The 17,697-nt window shown below is 71.8% G+C and carries 13 protein-coding genes; 4 read left to right on the top strand and 9 right to left on the bottom strand.

Translation table 11 applies throughout. The features are described from left to right. Window positions 1-230: 230 nt before the first annotated feature. A complete protein-coding gene (locus ABT129_RS25475; protein ID WP_351905893.1) occupies window positions 231-1,268 on the bottom strand; it encodes a helix-turn-helix domain-containing protein in 1,038 nt (345 codons plus the stop codon). Between the two features lie 107 nt (window positions 1,269-1,375). On the opposite strand from ABT129_RS25475, the gene ABT129_RS25470 reads away from it, so the two are divergent. Both ABT129_RS25470 and ABT129_RS25465 read left to right on the top strand, forming a co-directional pair. Next, on the top strand, window positions 1,376-2,272 hold the full coding sequence (locus ABT129_RS25470) for an alpha/beta hydrolase (protein ID WP_351905890.1): 897 nt from the start codon (window positions 1,376-1,378) through the stop codon (window positions 2,270-2,272). Between the two features lie 93 nt (window positions 2,273-2,365). Continuing rightward, complete coding sequence (locus tag ABT129_RS25465) at window positions 2,366-3,262, top strand: YhjD/YihY/BrkB family envelope integrity protein (protein ID WP_351905887.1); 897 nt, start codon at window positions 2,366-2,368, stop codon at window positions 3,260-3,262. A 23-nt stretch (window positions 3,263-3,285) separates the two neighbouring features. Here ABT129_RS25465 and ABT129_RS25460 read toward each other — a convergent pair whose 3' ends face one another. From ABT129_RS25460 to ABT129_RS25445, 4 genes are all read right to left on the bottom strand, one after another. Next, window positions 3,286-4,707 carry a GH1 family beta-glucosidase gene (locus tag ABT129_RS25460; RefSeq protein WP_502981901.1) on the bottom strand — a complete coding sequence of 474 codons (1,422 nt, stop codon included), beginning with the start codon at window positions 4,705-4,707 and terminating at the stop codon, window positions 3,286-3,288. 84 nt (window positions 4,708-4,791) lie between these two features. After that, entirely contained in the window at window positions 4,792-5,883 is a 1,092-nt protein-coding gene (locus ABT129_RS25455) for a DUF1996 domain-containing protein (RefSeq protein ID WP_351905884.1), read from the bottom strand. A gap of 139 nt (window positions 5,884-6,022) precedes the next feature. After that, window positions 6,023-8,215, bottom strand: coding sequence for a discoidin domain-containing protein (locus ABT129_RS25450; protein ID WP_351905881.1), 2,193 nt, complete (start codon window positions 8,213-8,215; stop codon window positions 6,023-6,025). A gap of 122 nt (window positions 8,216-8,337) precedes the next feature. Then, on the bottom strand, window positions 8,338-10,536 hold the full coding sequence (locus tag ABT129_RS25445; protein ID WP_351905878.1) for a pectate lyase-like domain-containing protein: 2,199 nt from the start codon (window positions 10,534-10,536) through the stop codon (window positions 8,338-8,340). Window positions 10,537-10,706: 170 nt separating this feature from the next. Here ABT129_RS25445 and ABT129_RS25440 point away from each other — a divergent pair, with 170 nt between their 5' ends. Next, entirely contained in the window at window positions 10,707-11,726 is a 1,020-nt protein-coding gene (locus ABT129_RS25440; RefSeq protein WP_351905876.1) for a LacI family DNA-binding transcriptional regulator, read from the top strand. Window positions 11,727-11,957: 231 nt separating this feature from the next. Here the strand turns inward: ABT129_RS25440 and ABT129_RS25435 are convergent, their stop codons facing one another. From ABT129_RS25435 to ABT129_RS25420, 4 genes are read right to left on the bottom strand one after another with little or no spacing between them, the layout of a single operon-like run. Next, the gene (locus ABT129_RS25435; protein ID WP_351905873.1) at window positions 11,958-13,349 is read right to left on the bottom strand and encodes a GH1 family beta-glucosidase; all 1,392 of its coding nucleotides are present in this window, start codon (window positions 13,347-13,349) and stop codon (window positions 11,958-11,960) included. A 35-nt stretch (window positions 13,350-13,384) separates the two neighbouring features. Then, complete coding sequence (locus ABT129_RS25430; RefSeq protein ID WP_351906032.1) at window positions 13,385-14,224, bottom strand: carbohydrate ABC transporter permease; 840 nt, start codon at window positions 14,222-14,224, stop codon at window positions 13,385-13,387. Window positions 14,225-14,258: 34 nt separating this feature from the next. Then, window positions 14,259-15,251 carry a carbohydrate ABC transporter permease gene (locus ABT129_RS25425; protein WP_351905870.1) on the bottom strand — a complete coding sequence of 331 codons (993 nt, stop codon included), beginning with the start codon at window positions 15,249-15,251 and terminating at the stop codon, window positions 14,259-14,261. Between the two features lie 11 nt (window positions 15,252-15,262). Continuing rightward, window positions 15,263-16,567: an ABC transporter substrate-binding protein gene (locus ABT129_RS25420; RefSeq protein WP_351905868.1), complete on the bottom strand. Its 1,305-nt coding sequence runs from the start codon at window positions 16,565-16,567 to the stop codon at window positions 15,263-15,265. A gap of 171 nt (window positions 16,568-16,738) precedes the next feature. Here ABT129_RS25420 and ABT129_RS25415 point away from each other — a divergent pair. Continuing rightward, the coding region (locus ABT129_RS25415; protein WP_351905865.1) for an ROK family transcriptional regulator at window positions 16,739-17,697 on the top strand (959 nt) is incomplete at its 3' end.

Raw genomic sequence — 17,697 nt, 5'->3', positions numbered from 1 at the left:
CCTTCATTCCTCGGCCCGCATCGTGCGCTGCGCACGCACCCGCATGGGGTGGCCACCGCCCCGCACCCGGAGGTGAGGCCGGACGGTGCCCCGCCTGCGGCTCTCCAAACCTGCCCGCCACGGACGACCGTCAATCCCTCAACTTCCGCTGGTCTGCGGTCAGAAGAGGTTGGCGCGCGATTGTATTGCGCAGGGGACCGATCCCTCCGCGGCGTCCGATCCGCCCTCCCTCAGCGGTCGAGCAGACGCCAGGCGGTGAGGGCGAGGGCGGCCCGCGCCAGTCCGGCGGGTCCGCTGACGTCGAAGCCCAGGATCCGCGCGATCCGGTCGAGCCGGCGGGCGACGCTGCTGTGGTGCATATGGAGGAGGTCGGCGGCCCGGCGCAGGGAGCCGGTGGCGCAGTAGGCGTCCAGGGTCTCGACGTCCTCCGGGCTCTCGGCGATCCGCGCGACCGCCGCCACGTCGGCGTTCTCCCGCACGGCCGCCCCGGGCACCCGCGCGAGGAGCGCCCACACCCCGAGGCCGTCGTGGTCGACGACCGGCCGCCCCGCGGTGGCGAAGCGGAGCGCGGTGCGGGCCTCGCACCAGGACCGATGGGGCTCTCCCGCCGCGCCGATGCCCACGAGCACGCCCTCCGGCAGCCGGGCCGTCCGGTCGACGCCCGTCGCCAGGAGGACGCCCACGTCGCCGATCTCCGCCGCCTTCACCGGACCGGAGGGGCAGAGCAGCCCCGCGATCCGGGCGAGCGGGAACCGGGAACGCACGGCGAGGACGCGCACCGGCAGGTCGGCGCCGAAACCCAGGAGCCGCAACGCCCGCGCCCTGCCCGGTTCATCGCCGTCGGAGCTGATCGCCAGCTCGACCAGGGCGGGGTCGGCCATCGTGGTGAGGACGGCCCCGTGCCGCTCGACCACCGCGGCGGTGGCGAGCGCCAGCCGTTCGAGGAGCACCTCGTCCAGCGGCCCGGGCGGCCCGGGCCGCTCCAGCCACACCGCGCCGACCTCCTCCTCGTCGAGCACCACCGGCGCCGTCGTGGAGGCGGGCGCGGGCGCGGCGGACGGCTCCCGCCCGCCGGGGGCGAAGCGGATCGCCCGGCCGGTGCCGTGGAGCCGCAGCCCCGCCACGCACTCGGCCAGGCCCGCCGAGGCCCGGGCGAGCGCCGGGAGGTCCACCCTGCGGCGCATCAGGGTGTCGTAGAACGCGACGACGCGGACGGCGCCCTCGGCGTACGGATCCAGTCCCGACAGTCGTACCGCCAGTGCCTCCATGCGGGAAGGATAGAAGAGGGCGGGCGCGCCGGTCGGCGCGCCTCGGGGGCGGTACCCGCGACGCGCGGCGGATGACCCCGGGCGCCCACGCCCCGAGGATGAACGCCATGGACCCCGAACTCGAAGCGTTCCTCCCGTTCATTCCCAAGTACGACCTGAGCGACCCGGTCGCCGACCGCGAGGCCTTCGCCGAACTCGTCGCCTCCCTACCCGCGCCGGACACCTCGGGCCTGGAGATCGAGGACCGCACGGTGCCGGCCGACCCGGACGTGCCCGTACGCGTATATCGCCCGCACGGGGCGCGGGGCGCGGTGCTGTGGCTGCGCGGCGGCGGCTGGGTGACGGGCGACCTGGACACCGAGCGGCACTGGTCGACCCGCCTCGCCGCCGCGTCCGGCACCGTGGTGATCTCGGTCGGGTACCGCCCTTCCCCCGAGCACCCGTTCCCGGCGGCCCTGGACGACACCTGGGCCGTCCTGACCTGGGCGGCCGCGCACGCGGACGAGCTCGGTATCGACCCGGACCGGATCGCGGTCGGCGGACACAGTGCCGGGGCGAACCTCGCGGCCGCCGTCGCGCTGCGCGCCCGCGACCGGCAGGGCCCCCCGATCCGCTTCCAGCTGCTCAACCAGCCCGCGCTGGACGACCGCCAGGAGACCTGGTCGCAGCGCGCCTTCACCGACACGCCCGCGCAGGACCGCACCACGGTCGGCACGGTCTGGCGGCTCTACCTCGGCTCCCGGCCCGCCACCCCGTACGCCGCCCCGGCGCGGGCGGCCGACCTGGCCGGTCTGCCGCCGGCCCACATCGCCACCGCGGAGTTCGACCCGCTCCGCGACGAGGCCCTCGACTACGGGCTCCGGCTCCTCCGGGCGGGCGTCCCGGTCGAGCTGCACCAGTGGCCCGGCACCTTCCACGGCTCGCACGCGATCCTCTCCGCCGAGGTCTCCCGGCGGCAGCTCGCCGAACTCGGCGCGACGCTGCGCCGGGCACTGGCCGACTGATGCGGTCCGGGCCGGTCGGCCCGGTTCCGGTCGCGGACCGGTGGCCCGTCCCCTGTACTGACAGGGGACGGGCGGGTGCGCGGAGGAGGCCGGATGGCGTGGGCGGCACGGTGGCGGCGGCTGCGCGCGACGGCCGAGGGCCGCTTCCCCGTCCTGACCGAACTCGCGAACCGGCTGCTCTCCGGGAACCTGCTGGACGGGGGGACGAGACTGGCGGCTCAGGCGTTCCTGGCCTCCGTGCCGCTGCTGTTCGCCGTCGCGGCGTTCGCCCCGCACTCCGTCCGGGACCAGCTCAGGGAGTCCCTGCGGGCCATGTTCGGTCTGAGCGGCCGTTCCGACGTCGAACTGCGACAGGTCCTGGGCGGCGACTCCGCCGACGAGGACCTGCGGGAGACGACCGGCGTGGTCGGCCTGGTCGTCGCCCTCGCCTCGGCGACCAGCTTCAGCCGGGCCATGGCACGGGTCTGCGAGCGTGCCTGGGCGCTGCCGAGGGCCAGGACGCGGGTCGCCGTCTGGCGGTGGGTGGTGTGGCTGCTCGCACTGGTCCTGGTGGTCCTCCTCCAGGCGCCGATCCGGGACGGCTTCGGCGCCGGCCTCTGGCTCGGCATCCCCGTCTTCTTCCTGGTGAGCACCGGCATCTGGATGTGGACGCAGCACCTGTTGCTGGTCAACCGCGTCCCCTGGCTGCCCCTGCTGCCCGGCGCGGTCCTGGCGGCGGCGGCCACGAGCGCCCTGGCCCTGACGGCGCGGCTGTACATGCCTCCCGCGCTCAACAGGACGCTGGCGGAGTACGGGGCGCTGGGGCTCGTCCTCACCCTGTTCTCCTGGCTGATCGTCGTGTGCGCCTCCGTCACGTTCGCGTTCACCATCGGGGCGGTCCTCGCGCAGGAACCGCCCCTCTGCCACTACCTCGGCACGAACGACGACGCGCGGGGGACGGAGGACGACGGGCGGGGGACGGGCGACGCGCGGGGCGGTACGGACGGCTGACGGGACCGTCCCGCGCGCACGCGTCACCCGCGCCCGGCGCCCCCGCGGACGCGGTGGGCCGTGTCGCGCAGCCACAGGGCGCTGCGCTTGGGCGTGCGCGTCTGGGTGGGGTAGTCGACGCGGACGAGGCCGAAGCGCTTGTCGTAGCCGTACGCCCACTCGAAGTTGTCCAGGAGCGACCAGGCGAAGTAGCCGCGGACGTCGGCGCCACGCGTCCGGGCCTCGGCGACGGCGGCCAGATGGGCGGCGAGATAGGCGGTGCGCTCGGTGTCGTCCACGTAGCCGTGGGCGTCGGGACGGTCCTCGTACGCGGCGCCGTTCTCGGTGACCACCATCGGTGTGCCGGGGTAGTCGCGGGAGACGCGCAGCAGGAGTTCCGTGAGGTCGTGCGGCATCACCTCCCAGCCGAGGCCGGTGACCGGGAGACCGCCGAGCGGAAGGTTACGGGTGACGGGGACGCCGCGGGAGTCGGCGGTGGCACCGTGCTCGTCGGCCCCCGAGGTGCGCATCGAGCGGTAGTAGTTGACGCCCAGGGTGTCGATGGGGGCGGAGATGATCTCCAGGTCGCCGTCCCGCACGGGGATCTCGATGCCCTGCGCGGCGAGGTCGTCCACGAGGTCCCGCGGGTACCGGCCGAGCAGGATCGGGTCGAGGTAGAAGCGGAAGCCGAGGGCGTCGGACCGGCGGGCGGCCTCCCGGTCGGTGGCGGTGTCGGTGGCCGGACCGCTGGTGCCGAGGAGGTGGGTGACGGCGAGGTCGAGGGGGCGCCGGGCGGCGGAGCGCAGGCGCTGGACCGCGAGGCCGTGCGCGAGGTGCAGGTGGTGGACGGCCCGCACGCCGTCGGCGAGGGAGCGTCCTCCGGGGGCGTGGACGCCTTCGACGTGGCCGAGGACGGCCGAGCAGAAGGGTTCGTTGAGGGTGGTCCAGTGGGTGACGCGGTCGCCGAGGCGCTCGTGGACGAGTTCCGCGTAGTCGGCGAAGCGGTGGGCGGTGTCGCGGGCGGGCCAGCCGCCGGCGTCCTGGAGCTCCTGGGGCAGGTCCCAGTGGTAGAGGGTGAGCCAGGGGGTGATGTCGCGCGCGAGGAGCTCGTCGACGAGCCGGTCGTAGAAGCCGATGCCCGCCGGGTTGGCCGGGCCACGGCCGTGGGGCTGGACGCGGGACCAGGAGACGGAGAAGCGGTAGGTGTCGAGGCCGAGGTCGGCGAGCAGCGCCACGTCCTCGGGCATGCGGTGGTAGTGGTCGCAGGCCGTGTCGCCGGTGTCGCCGTTGTCGACGGCCCCGGGGATACGGCAGAAGGTGTCCCAGATGGAGGGGGTGCGGCCGTCCTCGGCGACGGCTCCCTCGATCTGGAAGGCGGAGGTGGCGGCGCCGAAGCGGAAGTGCGGGGGGAGGAGGTCGATGAGCGCGTCGTGGTGGGCGGTGGGGGACGGGGCGGGGGCGGTCACGGGGTCCTCCGGGGGTCGAGAGGGCGGACGGGAAAGCGGCCCGGGCGCCCTCGCGGGCGTCCGGGCCGTACGAGCGGGGGCGGGTCAGGGCAGACGGTGGTCCGCGTTCAGCACGGTGCCGCGTTCGGGGCGGTACAGGTCGAAGCCCCGTGTGTCGCACTGCAGGCCACCGTTGATGCAGTGGTCGACGAGGGCCTTGAGGGTGCGCTCCTCCCAGGCGTTGAAGAAGTCGTAGTGGAAGGAGTAGCCGCGACCGCTGGCCAGGCGGACCTGGCTCATGTCGCCGTTGACCGGCCACGCCATCTTGAACTCGATCATCGGCAGGGCGACCGGGTGGGAGGCCGGACACATGTTGTCGTTGGTGCCGGGCTTGACCACGGGGTACGCCATGTGGCTCTTGTGGTCGGGCGTGTCCAGGTGGAGGCCGTTCCAGCAGCTGGGCGCCTGCATGCGCAGGTTGAGCTGCACGTCGGGACGGTTCGGGCAGCTCGCGGGGATGTCGGTGTTGAAGAAGCTGTCACCGCACTCCCAGCCCTCGACGAACCCCTTGTGCGCGCGGAACTCCTGGGCGGTCTGCATCGGGTTGCCGACGACGTACCGCAGGCCCTTCGGGAAGGGCCGCACGCTCCGGTAGTCGGTCACGCCCGCCTTGTAGTAGATGACCTGCGGACCCACCGGCAGGATCTTCTGGTCACCCTTGAACAGCGTGGGCATCCAGTACGCGGAGGCGTCGGCGGGTGCCTTGCAGGTGGTGTTCCCGCCGTAGAGGGAGCCGGTGGTGCTGGCGGCGTTGGTCGTCGTGTTGCCCATGAACGTGTGGTCGTGGGACTTGCCGAACTGGCCCGGGTAGACGATCGGGTCGTCGGGGGCGGTGTGGGTGACGGAGCAGCCGGCCTGGAACTCGTGGTGGTAGGCCGGCGGCGGGGTGGCCGTGGACGGGGTGACGCCGGTGACCTGCGGGACGGCGGGGATGTAGCCGTCTCCGTCGGCGTCGTCGCCCGAGGCCTGGTCGGACACGGCCATGGTGTGTCCGCTGTGGGCGCCGGCCGTGACGACGGTGGGCGGCGCGCCGCTGTCCGTGCCCGCGGCGGAGGCGATGGTGCCGATGCCGAGGACGCTGGCGACGAGGGCCGTGCCGAGGAGCAGCGCGGGGAGTCGTTTCGGACTCGCTCTCATGGGGATCTCCTGCCCATGGGGATGGTTTCGCGTGGACGCGAACACGCCACGCGACTGGTGTGGTGGGTTCCCGTGCGGTGGTGCCGGGGTGGCGGGGCCGAGCGGCGGGCCCCGCCACCCGTCCTGGGGGTCCGGCTCGTCAGCTGTAGACGCCGAACTCGTGCAGGGAGTAGCCCCAGCCGGTGCCGCGAGCGGTGAGCTGAAGCTTGACGTAGCGGGCGGTGGCGCCGGCCGCGATGGTGTCGATGTCACCGTTGCCGGTGGTGGTGGCGTGGACGGTCCGCCAGGTGGTGCCGTTGTCGGAGACCTGGACCTCGTAGGCGCGGGCGTAGGCCGGGTCCCAGACGAGCTGGAGGCGGCTGAAGGAGCGCACCGAACCCAGGTCGACCTGGATCCACTGCGGGTCGCTCCAGTCGCTGGCCCACCGGGTGTTGGTGTTGCCGTCGGTGGCGTTGGAGGCGGGGCAGGGGCAGTCGCCGTAGGAGGCCTGGGCGGAGGAGGCCGTGGTGGGCCGGTTCAGGGCGATGTTGGTGCCGACGACGGGCGGGGCGACGACCTTGACGGACTTCGTCTCGATGCCGGCGTTGCCGCGGCCGTCCTCGGCCTGGACGTACACCTTCCACACGCCGAGCTTCTCGGGCGCGGTGACGGCGAAGGTGTTGTTGCCCAGGGAGCGGAACGGCGTCTCCACGAGGCGCTTGTCGCCGTTGGCGTAGTTGCCGCTCAGCAGGATCTTGGTGGTGACGGCGTCGCCGTCGGGGTCACGGATGTCGGCGCGGACCGTGAACTCGCCGCCCGCCGGGGCGGATCCGGCGGGGGTGACGGTCATGCCGCTGATGACCGGCGGGGTGTTGTCGCCCGCGACGGAACCGGCGTACGCCTTCTTGACGGCGTAGTAGGACAGGCGCTTCAGGCCGTCGGGGAGCAGGTTGAACCAGACGCCGCCGAAGTCGTGTTCGAGTCCGTAGTGGAAGAGCGTGGCGCCGAGGGCGACGCCCTGGTGGCCGGTGACGCAGTTCCAGGCCTTGGTGTAGCCGTCGGCCTTCTGGACGTCGGTGGGCTCGTCGGGGATGCCGTTGGCGTCGTCGGGCACCTCCCACTCGCCCGCGGGACCGCCCTCGGTGATGATGTACGGCTTGGTGTAGCCGCCGTCGATCCAGTCCTGGCGCACACCGCAGATGTCGCCGTAGGAGTTCATCGAGTACAGGTCGAGGTCCGGGGCGTTGCGCTTGTAGTAGGGCCAGGCGCCGGTCCACGCGTCCGTCGAGGTCACCGGGTGGTCGGGGTCGATGGAGTGGATCTTCTTGGCGACGTCGTTGACGAAGGCCGTGTACGCGTTGCGCTGGGCCTCCAGCTCGGTGCCGCCGTAGCAGTTCTGCAGACCGAGGACGGACTCGTTGCCGACGTTCCACATGAGCGTCGCCGGGTGGGACTTGTAGGTGTCGACCCACTTCGCGAACTCGGTGAGCATCGTGTTCTTGTACGCGGTGTCCGTGACGTAGTTGACGCAGCCGCCGGAGCCCGGGCCGCCGCCCGGCTGGAGCCAGAAGCCGTTGATCACCTTGACGCCGTGGGCGGCCGCCGCGTCGAGCAGGGGCTTGCTGGTGGCGTCCGTTCCCCAGGTGCGGACGGTGTTGACGCCCATGGACCTGACGTCCGGCATGTAGCGGGGGGCGTCGGCCATCGCCGGACCCCAGGTGAGGCCCTTGACGGTGTACGGCTGTCCGCCGACGGTCAGCCGCCAGTCGCCCTGGCTTCCGGTGACCCGGACGGCGCCGCCCGGCCCGGGCTGGGTGGTGCCGCCGCCGTAGACCCGGAACTCCCAGAGGGAGTAGCCGTAGCCGGTGCCCCGGGTGACGCCCTGGAGGCGCACGTAGCGGCCGGCGCCGGTGACCGCGAGCTCGTCGGTGCCCCCGTCGCCGTTGGTCACGGACGTGACGGTGCGCCAGTCGGTGCCGTTGTCGGAGAGCTGGATGTCGTACGCCTTGCCGTAGGCGCCCTCCCAGTTCAGGACGACCCGGCTGACGTCCGTACGGGCGCCCAGGTCGACCTGGATCCACTGGGCGTCGTTCCACTGGCTCGCCCAGCGGGTTCCGGTGAGGTCGCCGTCGAAGGCGGCGGACGCCGCCCAGGCCTCGCCCTCGGCCGAGGAGGCGGTGGCGGTCTTCCCCTGGGACAGAAGGGTCTCGGCGGCGGTGGCGGGCGCGGCGGTCAGCATCGTGGCGGAGGTGAGGGCGGTGGCGAGCAGGGCCCCGACGGAGAGGAGCGAACCCGTCGTGCGGGTGCGGGCGCCGGTGCGCCTTCGTGCCGTGGGGGTGGTGGTCGCGGTCATGGCGGCTCCTGGACGGAGGGGGGAGGGGGATCGCCTTCCGGGCGGCGCGGCGGGGACTGGGCGCCGCCCGGAAGGGGTGAGGGGGCCGGGACGCACCGGGCGGGTGCGTCCCGGCGGGACCGTCAGGGGAAGGAGACGACGGTGGACGGCACGGTCGAGGTGCCGGCGGGGATGGTGGAGGCCCCGGTGTCGTTGATGACGTGGTTGTAGTGGCCCATTCCGCCGAGGGACACCACCAGGAGGCTGTGGAACTTCACTCCCGGCTTGACGGGCGCCTTGAAGCCGTGGTCCTGGACGATGGTCGGGTCCACGTTGTAGTTGCAGTAGCTGCCGAGGCCCCACGCCTCGTGGGTGTTCACGGAGTCGTCGACCCGGTAGGCGGCGTACCCCTTCGTCGAGCCGTTCTGGATGGCGGCCTGGTTGGGGGCGTCGTACGCCTTCTCGTTCTGGTAGAAGATCGTGCGGCCGCGCTCGCCGTACCACTCGACGTCGTACTTGTTGAAGTGCTCCACGAACAGGCCGGTGGCCAGTACGTCGTCGCCGTTGACCCGGACGCCGTAGTCGGCGCGGTTGGTCTCCCAGCCCCAGCCCTCGCCGTGGTCGGCGCGCCAGACCCAGGTGTGGTCGATGATGGCGTCGTCGCTGTTCACGACCATGCTGGTGGTGGCCTTGCCCGCGCCGGCGCCGCCGATGCGGATGTACACGTCCTGCACGGTGGTGGGGTTGGCGGCGTGGTCGGCCGAGGAGTTCTGCGGTCCGAGCTCCAGCAGGGTCGAGGAGTTGACCGGTCCGGCGTCGATCAGGAAGCCGGCGAGGCGGACGCCGTCGACGTCGGCGACCTTCATCGCGGTGACGCCGTTGTCCGGGATGATCGTGGCGAGGCCGAGGCCGAGCACGACGGTGTTCGCCCGGTTCACGTTGATGGTCTGGTCGACGTGGTAGACGCCCGGGGTGAACAGCAGGTGCAGGCCCTGGGCCAGCGCCTGGTTGATCGTGGCGGCGGTGGCGCCGGGCTTGACCACGTAGAACTGGTTGAGCGGGATGGACTCGCCCTGCGGGGCGCCGTCGGCCCAGCTGGTGCCGCGCGCGTTCACGCGCTTGGCGGGCGCGAAGACCTTGTACTCGCTGCCGTCGAGGTAGAGGTAGGGCTTCTCGCGGGAGATCGGCGTGGTCTCCAGCGTGGTGTAGCGGGGCTCGGGGAAGGAGGTGGCCGGAGCGCCCTGGACGCCCGAGAAGGTCTGGTTCCAGACGCTGTTGGACCAGCCGCCGATCGAGCTGTCGCGGGTGTACCACTGCTGCTGCGAGTAGTTGCCGACCTGGCCGTCGATCTTCGAGTCGGCGATGTAGCCGCCGGAGGCCCAGCCGTAGCCGTTCGGCGCGAGGTTGAGACCGCCCTTGACGTGCATGCGCCGGAAGGAGGAGGCCTGGGAGACGGCCCACCGGTTGGTGCCGTTGACCGGGTTGAGGGTCAGGCCCTCCGCGCCGCGCCAGAAGTTCTGGGTGGCGTTGCCGTTGAACCAGCCGGCGTCGACGGTCACGTCACCGTTGATGGTGGTGTACCCGGGCCGCAGTCCGAGGCCGGCGATCTGCGTGTAGAAGCCGATCTGCGCGTTCAGGTTGTTGTACGTGCCGGGCTTGAAGAGGAAGGCGTGCCGGCCGCTGCCGAACTGGGCCGACTCCTGCTGCTGGAAGACCTGGTCCAGCTTGGCCTGGATGCCGGGCGTGGCCGGGTCGATGACGTGCACGTTGGGGCCGAGGTCGCCACCGCCGGGCAGCTGCGGACCGCCGCCGCCACCGGTGGTGCCGAACACCTGGAACTCCCAGAGGGAGAAGCCGTATCCGGTGGCCCGGGTGTGGCCGTTCATCCGGAGGTAGCGGCCGGTCCCGGAGAGGGTGACGTTGTCGGTGCCTCCGTCGCCCGCGGTGACCGAGGTGACGGTGCGCCAGTCGGTGCCGTTCTCGGAGGCCTGGATGTCATAGCTCTTGCCGTAGGCGGCCTCCCAGGTGAGGACCGCGTGGCTCAGCGTGGCGCTGCTGCCGAGGTCGACCTGGATCCACTGGGCGTCCTGCCAGGCGCTGGCCCAGCGGGTGCCGGTGAGGTTGCCGTCGACGGCGGCGGAGGCGGTGAAGGCGCCGCCCTCGGTGGAGGAGGCGGTGGCTGTCTTGCCCTGGGAGAGCAGGGTGGGGGCCGCTTGTGCCGTCGTGGCGGGGGCGAGGGCGAGCAGGCTGCCGGCCAGTGACGTCACAAGTGCGCCGACGGTGGCCCGACGGACGCGTGAGGCGGGTCGCCGGAAGACCGGCGGGGACCCGACGGAAGACATGGGGTCTCCTCTGGATACATGGGGGAAACGTGGGAGAGCGCTCTCCCGAAACCTTGCCCGCAGGGCGAGTTGACGGTCAAGGCGTGTGACACGACTTTTCTTTTGGCTTTCATTAAGTGTCGACCCGAACCCGCGCGGGCCTGCGGGAACGCCGCGGCTACAGTGCGTGGGTGGGGAATCGAGGACCGACACTGGAAGACGTCGCACGCGAGGCGGGGGTATCGCGAGCGACGGTGTCCCGCGTCGTCAACGGGGTGCGCAACGTGGCTCCCGACATCCAGCGCAGCGTGCGCGACGCGATCGCCCGCATCGGCTACACGCCCAACCAGGCCGCCCGCTCCCTGGTGACCCGGCGCACCGGAACCGTCGCCCTCGTGCTCTCCGCGACGGGCAGCGGCTTCACCACGCGCGTGTTCTCCGACCCCTTCTTCGGACGGGTCGTGGACGGCGTCCTGCCGGTCCTGCGCGAGCGCGCGATCCAGCCGGTGCTCCTCGTCGCGGAGTCGGAGCAGGCCAGGGCCCAGCTCGTCGAGTACCTGCGGCAGGGCGGCGCCGACGGAGCCCTCGTGGTGCCGCTGGACGAGGACGACCCGCTGCCCGCGATGCTCGTGGCGGCCGGTCTCCCCACGGTGCTGTTCGGCCGCCCCCGCGACGGCGAGAACGTGGGCTTCGTCGACCTCGACAACGCGGCGGGCGCGCGCCTCGCCGCCGAACACCTGTGGGCCACCGGCCGGCGGCGCCCGGCCACGATCGCCGCACCTGCCACCGCCCCCACGGCGGGCGAACGCCTCGACGGCTTCCGCGAGGTGTTCGCGGCCCACGGGGTGACGTCGGTCCCCGTCGTACGGGGCCGGTTCACGGTCGACAGCGGCAGGCGCGCGATGGCCAGGCTGCTGAGGGAACACCCGGAGACCGACGCGGTGTTCGCCGCGAACGACCTGATGGCCCGGGGTGCCTGCCAGTACCTGCGCGAGCACGGGGTGGCCGTCCCCGGCGCGGTGGCCGTCGTCGGCTTCGACGACTCCGTGGCCGCGCGCAGGCCACGGCCGCAGCTGACCACCGTGCGTCAGCCGGTCGAGCGCATGGCGGCGGCGATGGCCGGACTCCTGGTGGAGCGGCTCGACACCGGCGGCGCCGAGCCGGCCTCGAAGGTGTTCGAGCCGGTCCTCGTCGTCCGCGACTCCACCTGACGGGTGCGGCCCGCCGCTCACCTCTCCGGGGCCGGGGCGTCCAGGACGGCGAGCCGGACGCGCGCACCGGTGTCCAGGGCCAGGACGGGCGCGACGGAGCGGTGGCCGGCCAGGAGGTCGGCCTCGTCCCTGTCCGCACGCCGGGAGGGGGTGAGCGCTGCCGGAGGCTCCGGAAGGCCGCCCCGGCGACGGCGGGGCGGCCTTCACGACGGTCATGACACGGCTCTCACATCAGCCGGCCGTCGCCTCGCGGTGGGCGCGGACGATGTCCGCGTACCGGCGGCCGCTCGTCTTCACGGTCCGCTGCTGCGTCGCGTAGTCGACGTGGACGAGGCCGAAGCGCTTGTCGTAGCCGTACGCCCACTCGAAGTTGTCGAGCAGGGACCAGGCGTAGTACCCGGCGAGCGGGGCGCCCTTGCGCACGGCGCGGGCGCAGGCCGCGATGTGCTCCTCCAGGTAGCGGGTGCGCTCCGGGTCGTGGACCGCGCCGTCGGGACCGACGGTGTCGGGGAAGGCCGAGCCGTTCTCGGTGACGTACAGCTTCCGCACGCCGTAGTCGTCGGTGAGTCGCAGCAGGAAGGCCTCCAGGCCGCCCGCGTCGATCTGCCAGTCCATGCCGGTGCGGGGCACGTCGGGGAGGCGTACCTCGCGGGCGTACGGGACCGGGCCCGACGGGTCGTCGGCGACGGTGACCGGGAAGTAGTAGTTGAGGCCGTGCCAGTCGAGCGGCGCGGCGATGGTCTCCAGGTCGCCCGCCCTCTCGGGGAGTTCGACCCCGTACAGCTCGCGCATGTCGGTGGGGAAGCCGCGGCCGTAGACCGGGTCGAGCCACCAGCGGTTGGTGTGGCCGTCCGCGCGGGCGGCGGCGGCGACGTCCTCGGGCCGGGTGGAGGCCGCCTCGACGGTGGAGTGGTTGGTGACCAGGCCCACCTGGGCCCCGGGGGCGGCGGCGCGGATGGCCTGGGTGGCGAGGCCGTGCCCGAGGAGGAGGTGGTAGGAGGCGCGGACGGCGGCCGTGACATCGGTCAGGCCGGGGGCCATGCGGCCCTCCAGGTGGCCGATCCAGCCCGAGCAGAGCGGTTCGTTGAGGGTGGCCCACTGGGTGACCCGGTCGCCGAGGCGCTCGGCGACGACGGAGGCGTACGCGGCGAGGTGTTCGGCGGTGGTCCGCTCGGTCCAGCCGCCGTGGCTGTCCCGCACCCGGTCCTGGAGGGCCTGCGGGAGGTCCCAGTGGTAGAGGGTGACGGAGGGGGTGATCCCGGCGTCGAGGAGGCCGTCGACGAGCCGGTCGTAGAAGTCGAGGCCGGCGGCGTTGACGGGGCCGTCACCGCCGGGGACGACGCGCGGCCAGGCGACGGACAGCCGGTAGGCGTCGGTGCCGAAGCCCTTCATCAGGGCGATGTCCTCGGGCCAGCGGTGGTAGTGGTCGCAGGCGGTGTCGCCGTGGTCGCCGTTGTCGATCGCGCCGGGCACCCGGGAGAAGGTGTCCCAGATGGACGGGGCCCGGCCGTCCTCCGCGACGGCGCCCTCGATCTGGTAGGCGGAGGTCGCGGTGCCCCAGGCGAACTCCGGGGGGAAGGCCTCCAGGTCGAGCGAGGTGGAGGAGTCGGTGGATTCGGACACGGGGAACCTCTTCGTGATCGGTGTGGAGAGGGACGTCACTTGACCGCACCCGCGGTGAGGCCGGCGACGAGGTAGCGCTGGAGGAGCAGGAAGCCGACGACGACGGGGACGCTCACCACCAGGGAGGCGGCCATCACCTGGTTCCAGTAGACGTCGTTCTGGGTGGCGTACCCCTGGAGACCGACGGCGAGGGTGCGGGTGGTGTCGTTGGTCATGACCGAGGCGAAGAGGACCTCGCCCCAGGCCGTCATGAAGGCGTAGACGGCGACGGCGATGATGCCGGGGGAGGCGGCCGGGACGATGACGCGGAACAGCGCGCTGATCGGCCCGCAGCCGTCGACCTTGGCGGCCTCGTCGAGCTCGCGCGGGATCGAGTCGAAGTAGCCGGTCAGCATCCAGATGGAGAACGGCAGCGAGAAGGTCAGATAGGTGAGGATCAGGCCTTCGCGGGAGCCGAACAGGGCGATGCCGGTGGCGTTGCCGATGTTGACGTAGATGAGGAAGAGCGGCAGCAGGAAGAGGATGCCGGGGAACATCTGGGTGGAGAGGACCGTCACGGTGAAGACCCGCTTGCCGCGGAAGCTGTAGCGGCTGACGGCGTACGCGGCGAAGATCGCGACGACCACCGAGAACACCGTGGCCGCGCCCGCGACGACGATCGAGTTCACGAAGTAGTCGGCGAGCGGGACGGTCTCCCAGATGTCGACGTACGGGCGGAGCGTGAGCCCGGAGGGGATCCACTCGAACTTCCCCGAGACGTCCTTCAGCGGCTTGAGCGAGCTGGAGATCATCACGTACACCGGCAGGACGACGAAGCCGGTGAGCAGGGTGAGGAAGATCCGCCGGGTCCACAGGAACGAGCGGGGCGCCGCCATGGGGGAGCGCGGGGCCGCGCGCCGGGATGCGTGCTCAGACATCGGAGGTCTTCCTTCCGCGGCTGGTGAGCAGGAGGTAGACGCCCGTGACGACGAGGAGGAAGAGCAGCAGCAGCACGGACATGGCCGAGCCGGTGCCGAAGTTCCACGTCTGGAAGGACGACTGGTAGATGTGGAGGGAGATCAGGTCGGCGGCCTCGGGCGCCGCCTTGCCGAAGAGCACGAACGGCGTGTTGAAGTCGTTGAACGTCCAGAGGAAGAGGACGAGCACGAGGACCTGGTTGACGGAGCGCAGCGACGGCAGGGTGATGTGCCGGATCTGCTTCCACACGCCGGCGCCGTCGAGCGCGGCCGCCTCGTACATGTCCCGGGGGATGTTCTGCAGTCCCGCCATGACGGTGAGGAAGGCGAAGGGCCAGCCCTTCCACACGGAGACGATGAGCAGGGCCCAGAAGCTGTTGTCCCCGATGAGCCAGAAGGCGGGGCTGTCGCCGATGCCGAGCTGGTCGTGGAGGACGTGGTTGATGAGGCCGTTGTCCCGCTGGAACATGAACGCCCAGGTGATGACGGCGGCGTAGACGGGCAGCGCGTACGGGACGAGGAACAGGGTCCGGAGGAAGCCGCGGCCCCGGAAGTTCTCCTGGAGGAAGATCGCGGCGGCCGTCCCGAGGAGCCAGCACATCCCCACGGAGAGGAGGGTGAACAGACAGGTCGTCAGGAAGGACTTGAGGAGCGCCTGGCCGACGGGGGCGTCGAAGTCGATCGCGACGGTGTAGTTGTCCAGACCCGACCAGGGAGCCTCGGACCAGTTCCGGATGTAGAACTGGGTGAGTTCCCTGAAGCTCATCGTGATGCCCATGAGCATCGGGACGAGGTGGACGAGGAGTTCGAGGAGCAGGGCGGGGAGGAGCAGCAGGTAGGGCAGTGCGATGCGGCGACGCCCGGAGCGGCGTGGTGCGCGTGCCTCTCCGGGTGTGGCCTTGCGCACCGCCGGCTCGGTCGGCTGAGCGACGGCGGTTTCGGTCATGGTGGGGCGGCCTACTTCTTGGGCATCTGCTGCTGGGCCTTTTCGAGCTTGGCCTTCACGGACTCCGTGGTGACCGGGCGACCGGCGGCGGCGTCGGCGAACAGCTCCTTGACGGCGGTGCCGACCACCGTCTCGAACTGCGACTCCTCGGGCACCTGCGGCAGGGCGGCGGCGCTGGTGGCGAGGGTGTCGCGGATGACGGCGAGGGACGGGTCGGAGAAGCCGGGGTCCTTCTGGGCGCTCTTGACCGGCGGGACCGAGCCGTACGCCTTGTTGAGGACGATCTGCTCCTCGTCGCTCGTCATGTACTTCACGAACTTCAGCGCGCCGTCGAGGTTCTTGGTGTTCTTGAAGACGGCCAGGTTGATGCCGGCGACCATCGAGTTGGTCTGGGCGCCCTGACCGGGCTTGCCCGACGGGACCGGGGCCGGGGCGACGCCCCACTCCTCCGGGCCCATGCCCTGCGCGGAGAAGGTCTGCGACGGCGTCTGCCACAGGACCATGCCGGTCTTGTTCTTGGCGAAGTCGCTGAGGGACTGGTTCTGCGCGTACTCGGCGTTGCCGGGGGCGACGACCTTCTGGACGGCCATGAGGTCGATGTACTGCTTGACGGCGGCGACGGCCCCGTCGGAGGTGAAGTCCGGCTTGCCGTCGGCGGTGAAGAAGTCCGCCCCGTGCTGCTTGCCGAGGACGAAGACCTGGTGGATGTTGTTGGAGAGGTTGGAGCCCTCGACCCCGATCCCCGCCTTGCCGTCCTTGCTGAGCTTCTTGCCGGCCGCGATCACCTCGTCCCAGGTGGTCGGCGGCTTGGCTATGCCCGCGTCCTTGAACATCTGCTTGTTGTAGTAGAGCGCGTACGCCATGGAGTAGAGCGGGACGGCGGCCGGGTCCTTGCCGGCGACACCGGTGGAGCCGAGCGCGGAGTCGACGAAGCGGTCCTTGCCGCCGATGGCCTCCAGGTTCTTCGCGTCCCACGGCAGGAGGGCGCCGGTGGACTGGAGCGAGGCGCTCCAGGTGTTGCCGATGTTGAGGATGTCGGGGCCCTGGCCGGACGTGGTCGCGGTGAGGATCCGGTTGAGCAGGTCGGACCACGGGATCACCTCCAGCTTGACCTTGATCCCGGTCTCCTTCTCGAACTGGTCGAGCTCGGGCTGCAGGACCTTCTTGTCGACCTCCAGGCTGGCGCCCTGGTTCGAGGCCCAGTAGGTGAGGGTCTTCGGCGACGACTCGCTCCCTTCACCGCCGCCGCAGGCGGTGGCGGTGAAGGCGAGGGAGAGGGAGACGGCACCGGTGACAGCGGCTCTGATTCTGCGCATGGCTCCTGGGCCCTTTCAGGGACGAGGGGGCTGCCGATGAGGGTGGGCTTCTGGAGGCCTCGCCGTAACATCGGCTTAATTTAGGATGTGAGTTAAACCCCATGAGAAGGTCGCGTCAAGCCTTGTGCTGCGGGTATGTTGCAACGAACGACTTCAGAGACGGGGACCAAAGTGCACGCGAGAACTGGCCGTACGGTGCGTGACCTGCGGCGCGAGAACCGCACCGCCGTTCTGCGCAGGCTGTACTTCGACGGACCGATGAGCCGCCTCACGCTCGGTCCCGCGACCGGACTCAGCTCGGGCTCCGTCAGCAACGTGGTCGCCGAACTCGTCGCCGACGGCCTCGTCGAGGAGGCCGGCAGCGTCGACTCCGCCGGCGGACGCCCCCGCACCCTCGTCCGGATCACCCCCGCGAGCGGCTTCATGATCGGCGTCGACATCGGCGAAACCCGGGTCAGGATCGAGCTGTTCGACCTGACCCTCACCGAACTCGCCCGGGCCGAACGCCCGTTGGCCTGCTCCGGACCCCGTACGGCCCGCTACGACGTCGACCTCGTCGTCGACCACCTCCGGGAGGGCATCGCGGAGGTGCTGCGCACCGCGGAGGTACCCGCCGACCGGCTCATCGGCGTCGGCGTCGGCGTCCCCGGCATCGTCGCCCGCGACGCCGGGGACGGCGCCGTCGTCCACGGCCAGACCGTCGGCTGGGACGCCGTCCCCTTCGAGCGCCTCCTCCGCGCCGCCGTCGACCTGCCCGAGTCCGTGCCGTACTGGATCGACAACGGTGCCAAGACCCTCGGCCAGGCCGAGATGTGGTTCGGCGCGGGCCGGGGCGCGCGCAGCGCGGTGGTCGTCCTCTTCGGCTCCGGCGTCGGCGCCTGTGTGCTCACGGACCCGATGGGGCCCGGGCGGGCGCTCGAATGGGGTCATCTGACGGTACGGGTCCGGGGGCGCCGCTGCCGCTGCGGCGCCCAGGGCTGCCTGGAGGCGTACGCCGGCGCGGAGGCCCTCCTCGAACGGTGGCGGGAGGCGGGAGGCAAGCCGCCCACCGGCGCGGACGAGGAGACCGCCCTGACCGCGATGCTGGCGGCGGCCCATCCGCCGGACCCGGGGGCGGAGCCCGACGCGAC

The sequence above is a fragment of the Streptomyces sp. NPDC002057 genome (assembly GCF_040296665.1).
Taxonomy (GTDB): domain Bacteria; phylum Actinomycetota; class Actinomycetes; order Streptomycetales; family Streptomycetaceae; genus Streptomyces.
Note: the sequence above shows the minus strand (reverse complement) of the source record. Positions and strands in the feature narration are given on the sequence as shown.

Coding starts and splice junctions, on each gene's coding strand:
- ABT129_RS25425 (WP_351905870.1), bottom strand. CDS start 15,251: ATGACCGAAACCGCCGTCGCTCAGCCGACCGAGCCGGCGGTGCGCAAG.
- ABT129_RS25465 (WP_351905887.1), top strand. CDS start 2,366: ATGGCGTGGGCGGCACGGTGGCGGCGGCTGCGCGCGACGGCCGAGGGC.
- ABT129_RS25475 (WP_351905893.1), bottom strand. CDS start 1,268: ATGGAGGCACTGGCGGTACGACTGTCGGGACTGGATCCGTACGCCGAG.
- ABT129_RS25470 (WP_351905890.1), top strand. CDS start 1,376: ATGGACCCCGAACTCGAAGCGTTCCTCCCGTTCATTCCCAAGTACGAC.
- ABT129_RS25430 (WP_351906032.1), bottom strand. CDS start 14,224: ATGGCGGCGCCCCGCTCGTTCCTGTGGACCCGGCGGATCTTCCTCACC.
- ABT129_RS25420 (WP_351905868.1), bottom strand. CDS start 16,567: ATGCGCAGAATCAGAGCCGCTGTCACCGGTGCCGTCTCCCTCTCCCTC.
- ABT129_RS25455 (WP_351905884.1), bottom strand. CDS start 5,883: ATGAGAGCGAGTCCGAAACGACTCCCCGCGCTGCTCCTCGGCACGGCC.
- ABT129_RS25445 (WP_351905878.1), bottom strand. CDS start 10,536: ATGTCTTCCGTCGGGTCCCCGCCGGTCTTCCGGCGACCCGCCTCACGC.
- ABT129_RS25450 (WP_351905881.1), bottom strand. CDS start 8,215: ATGACCGCGACCACCACCCCCACGGCACGAAGGCGCACCGGCGCCCGC.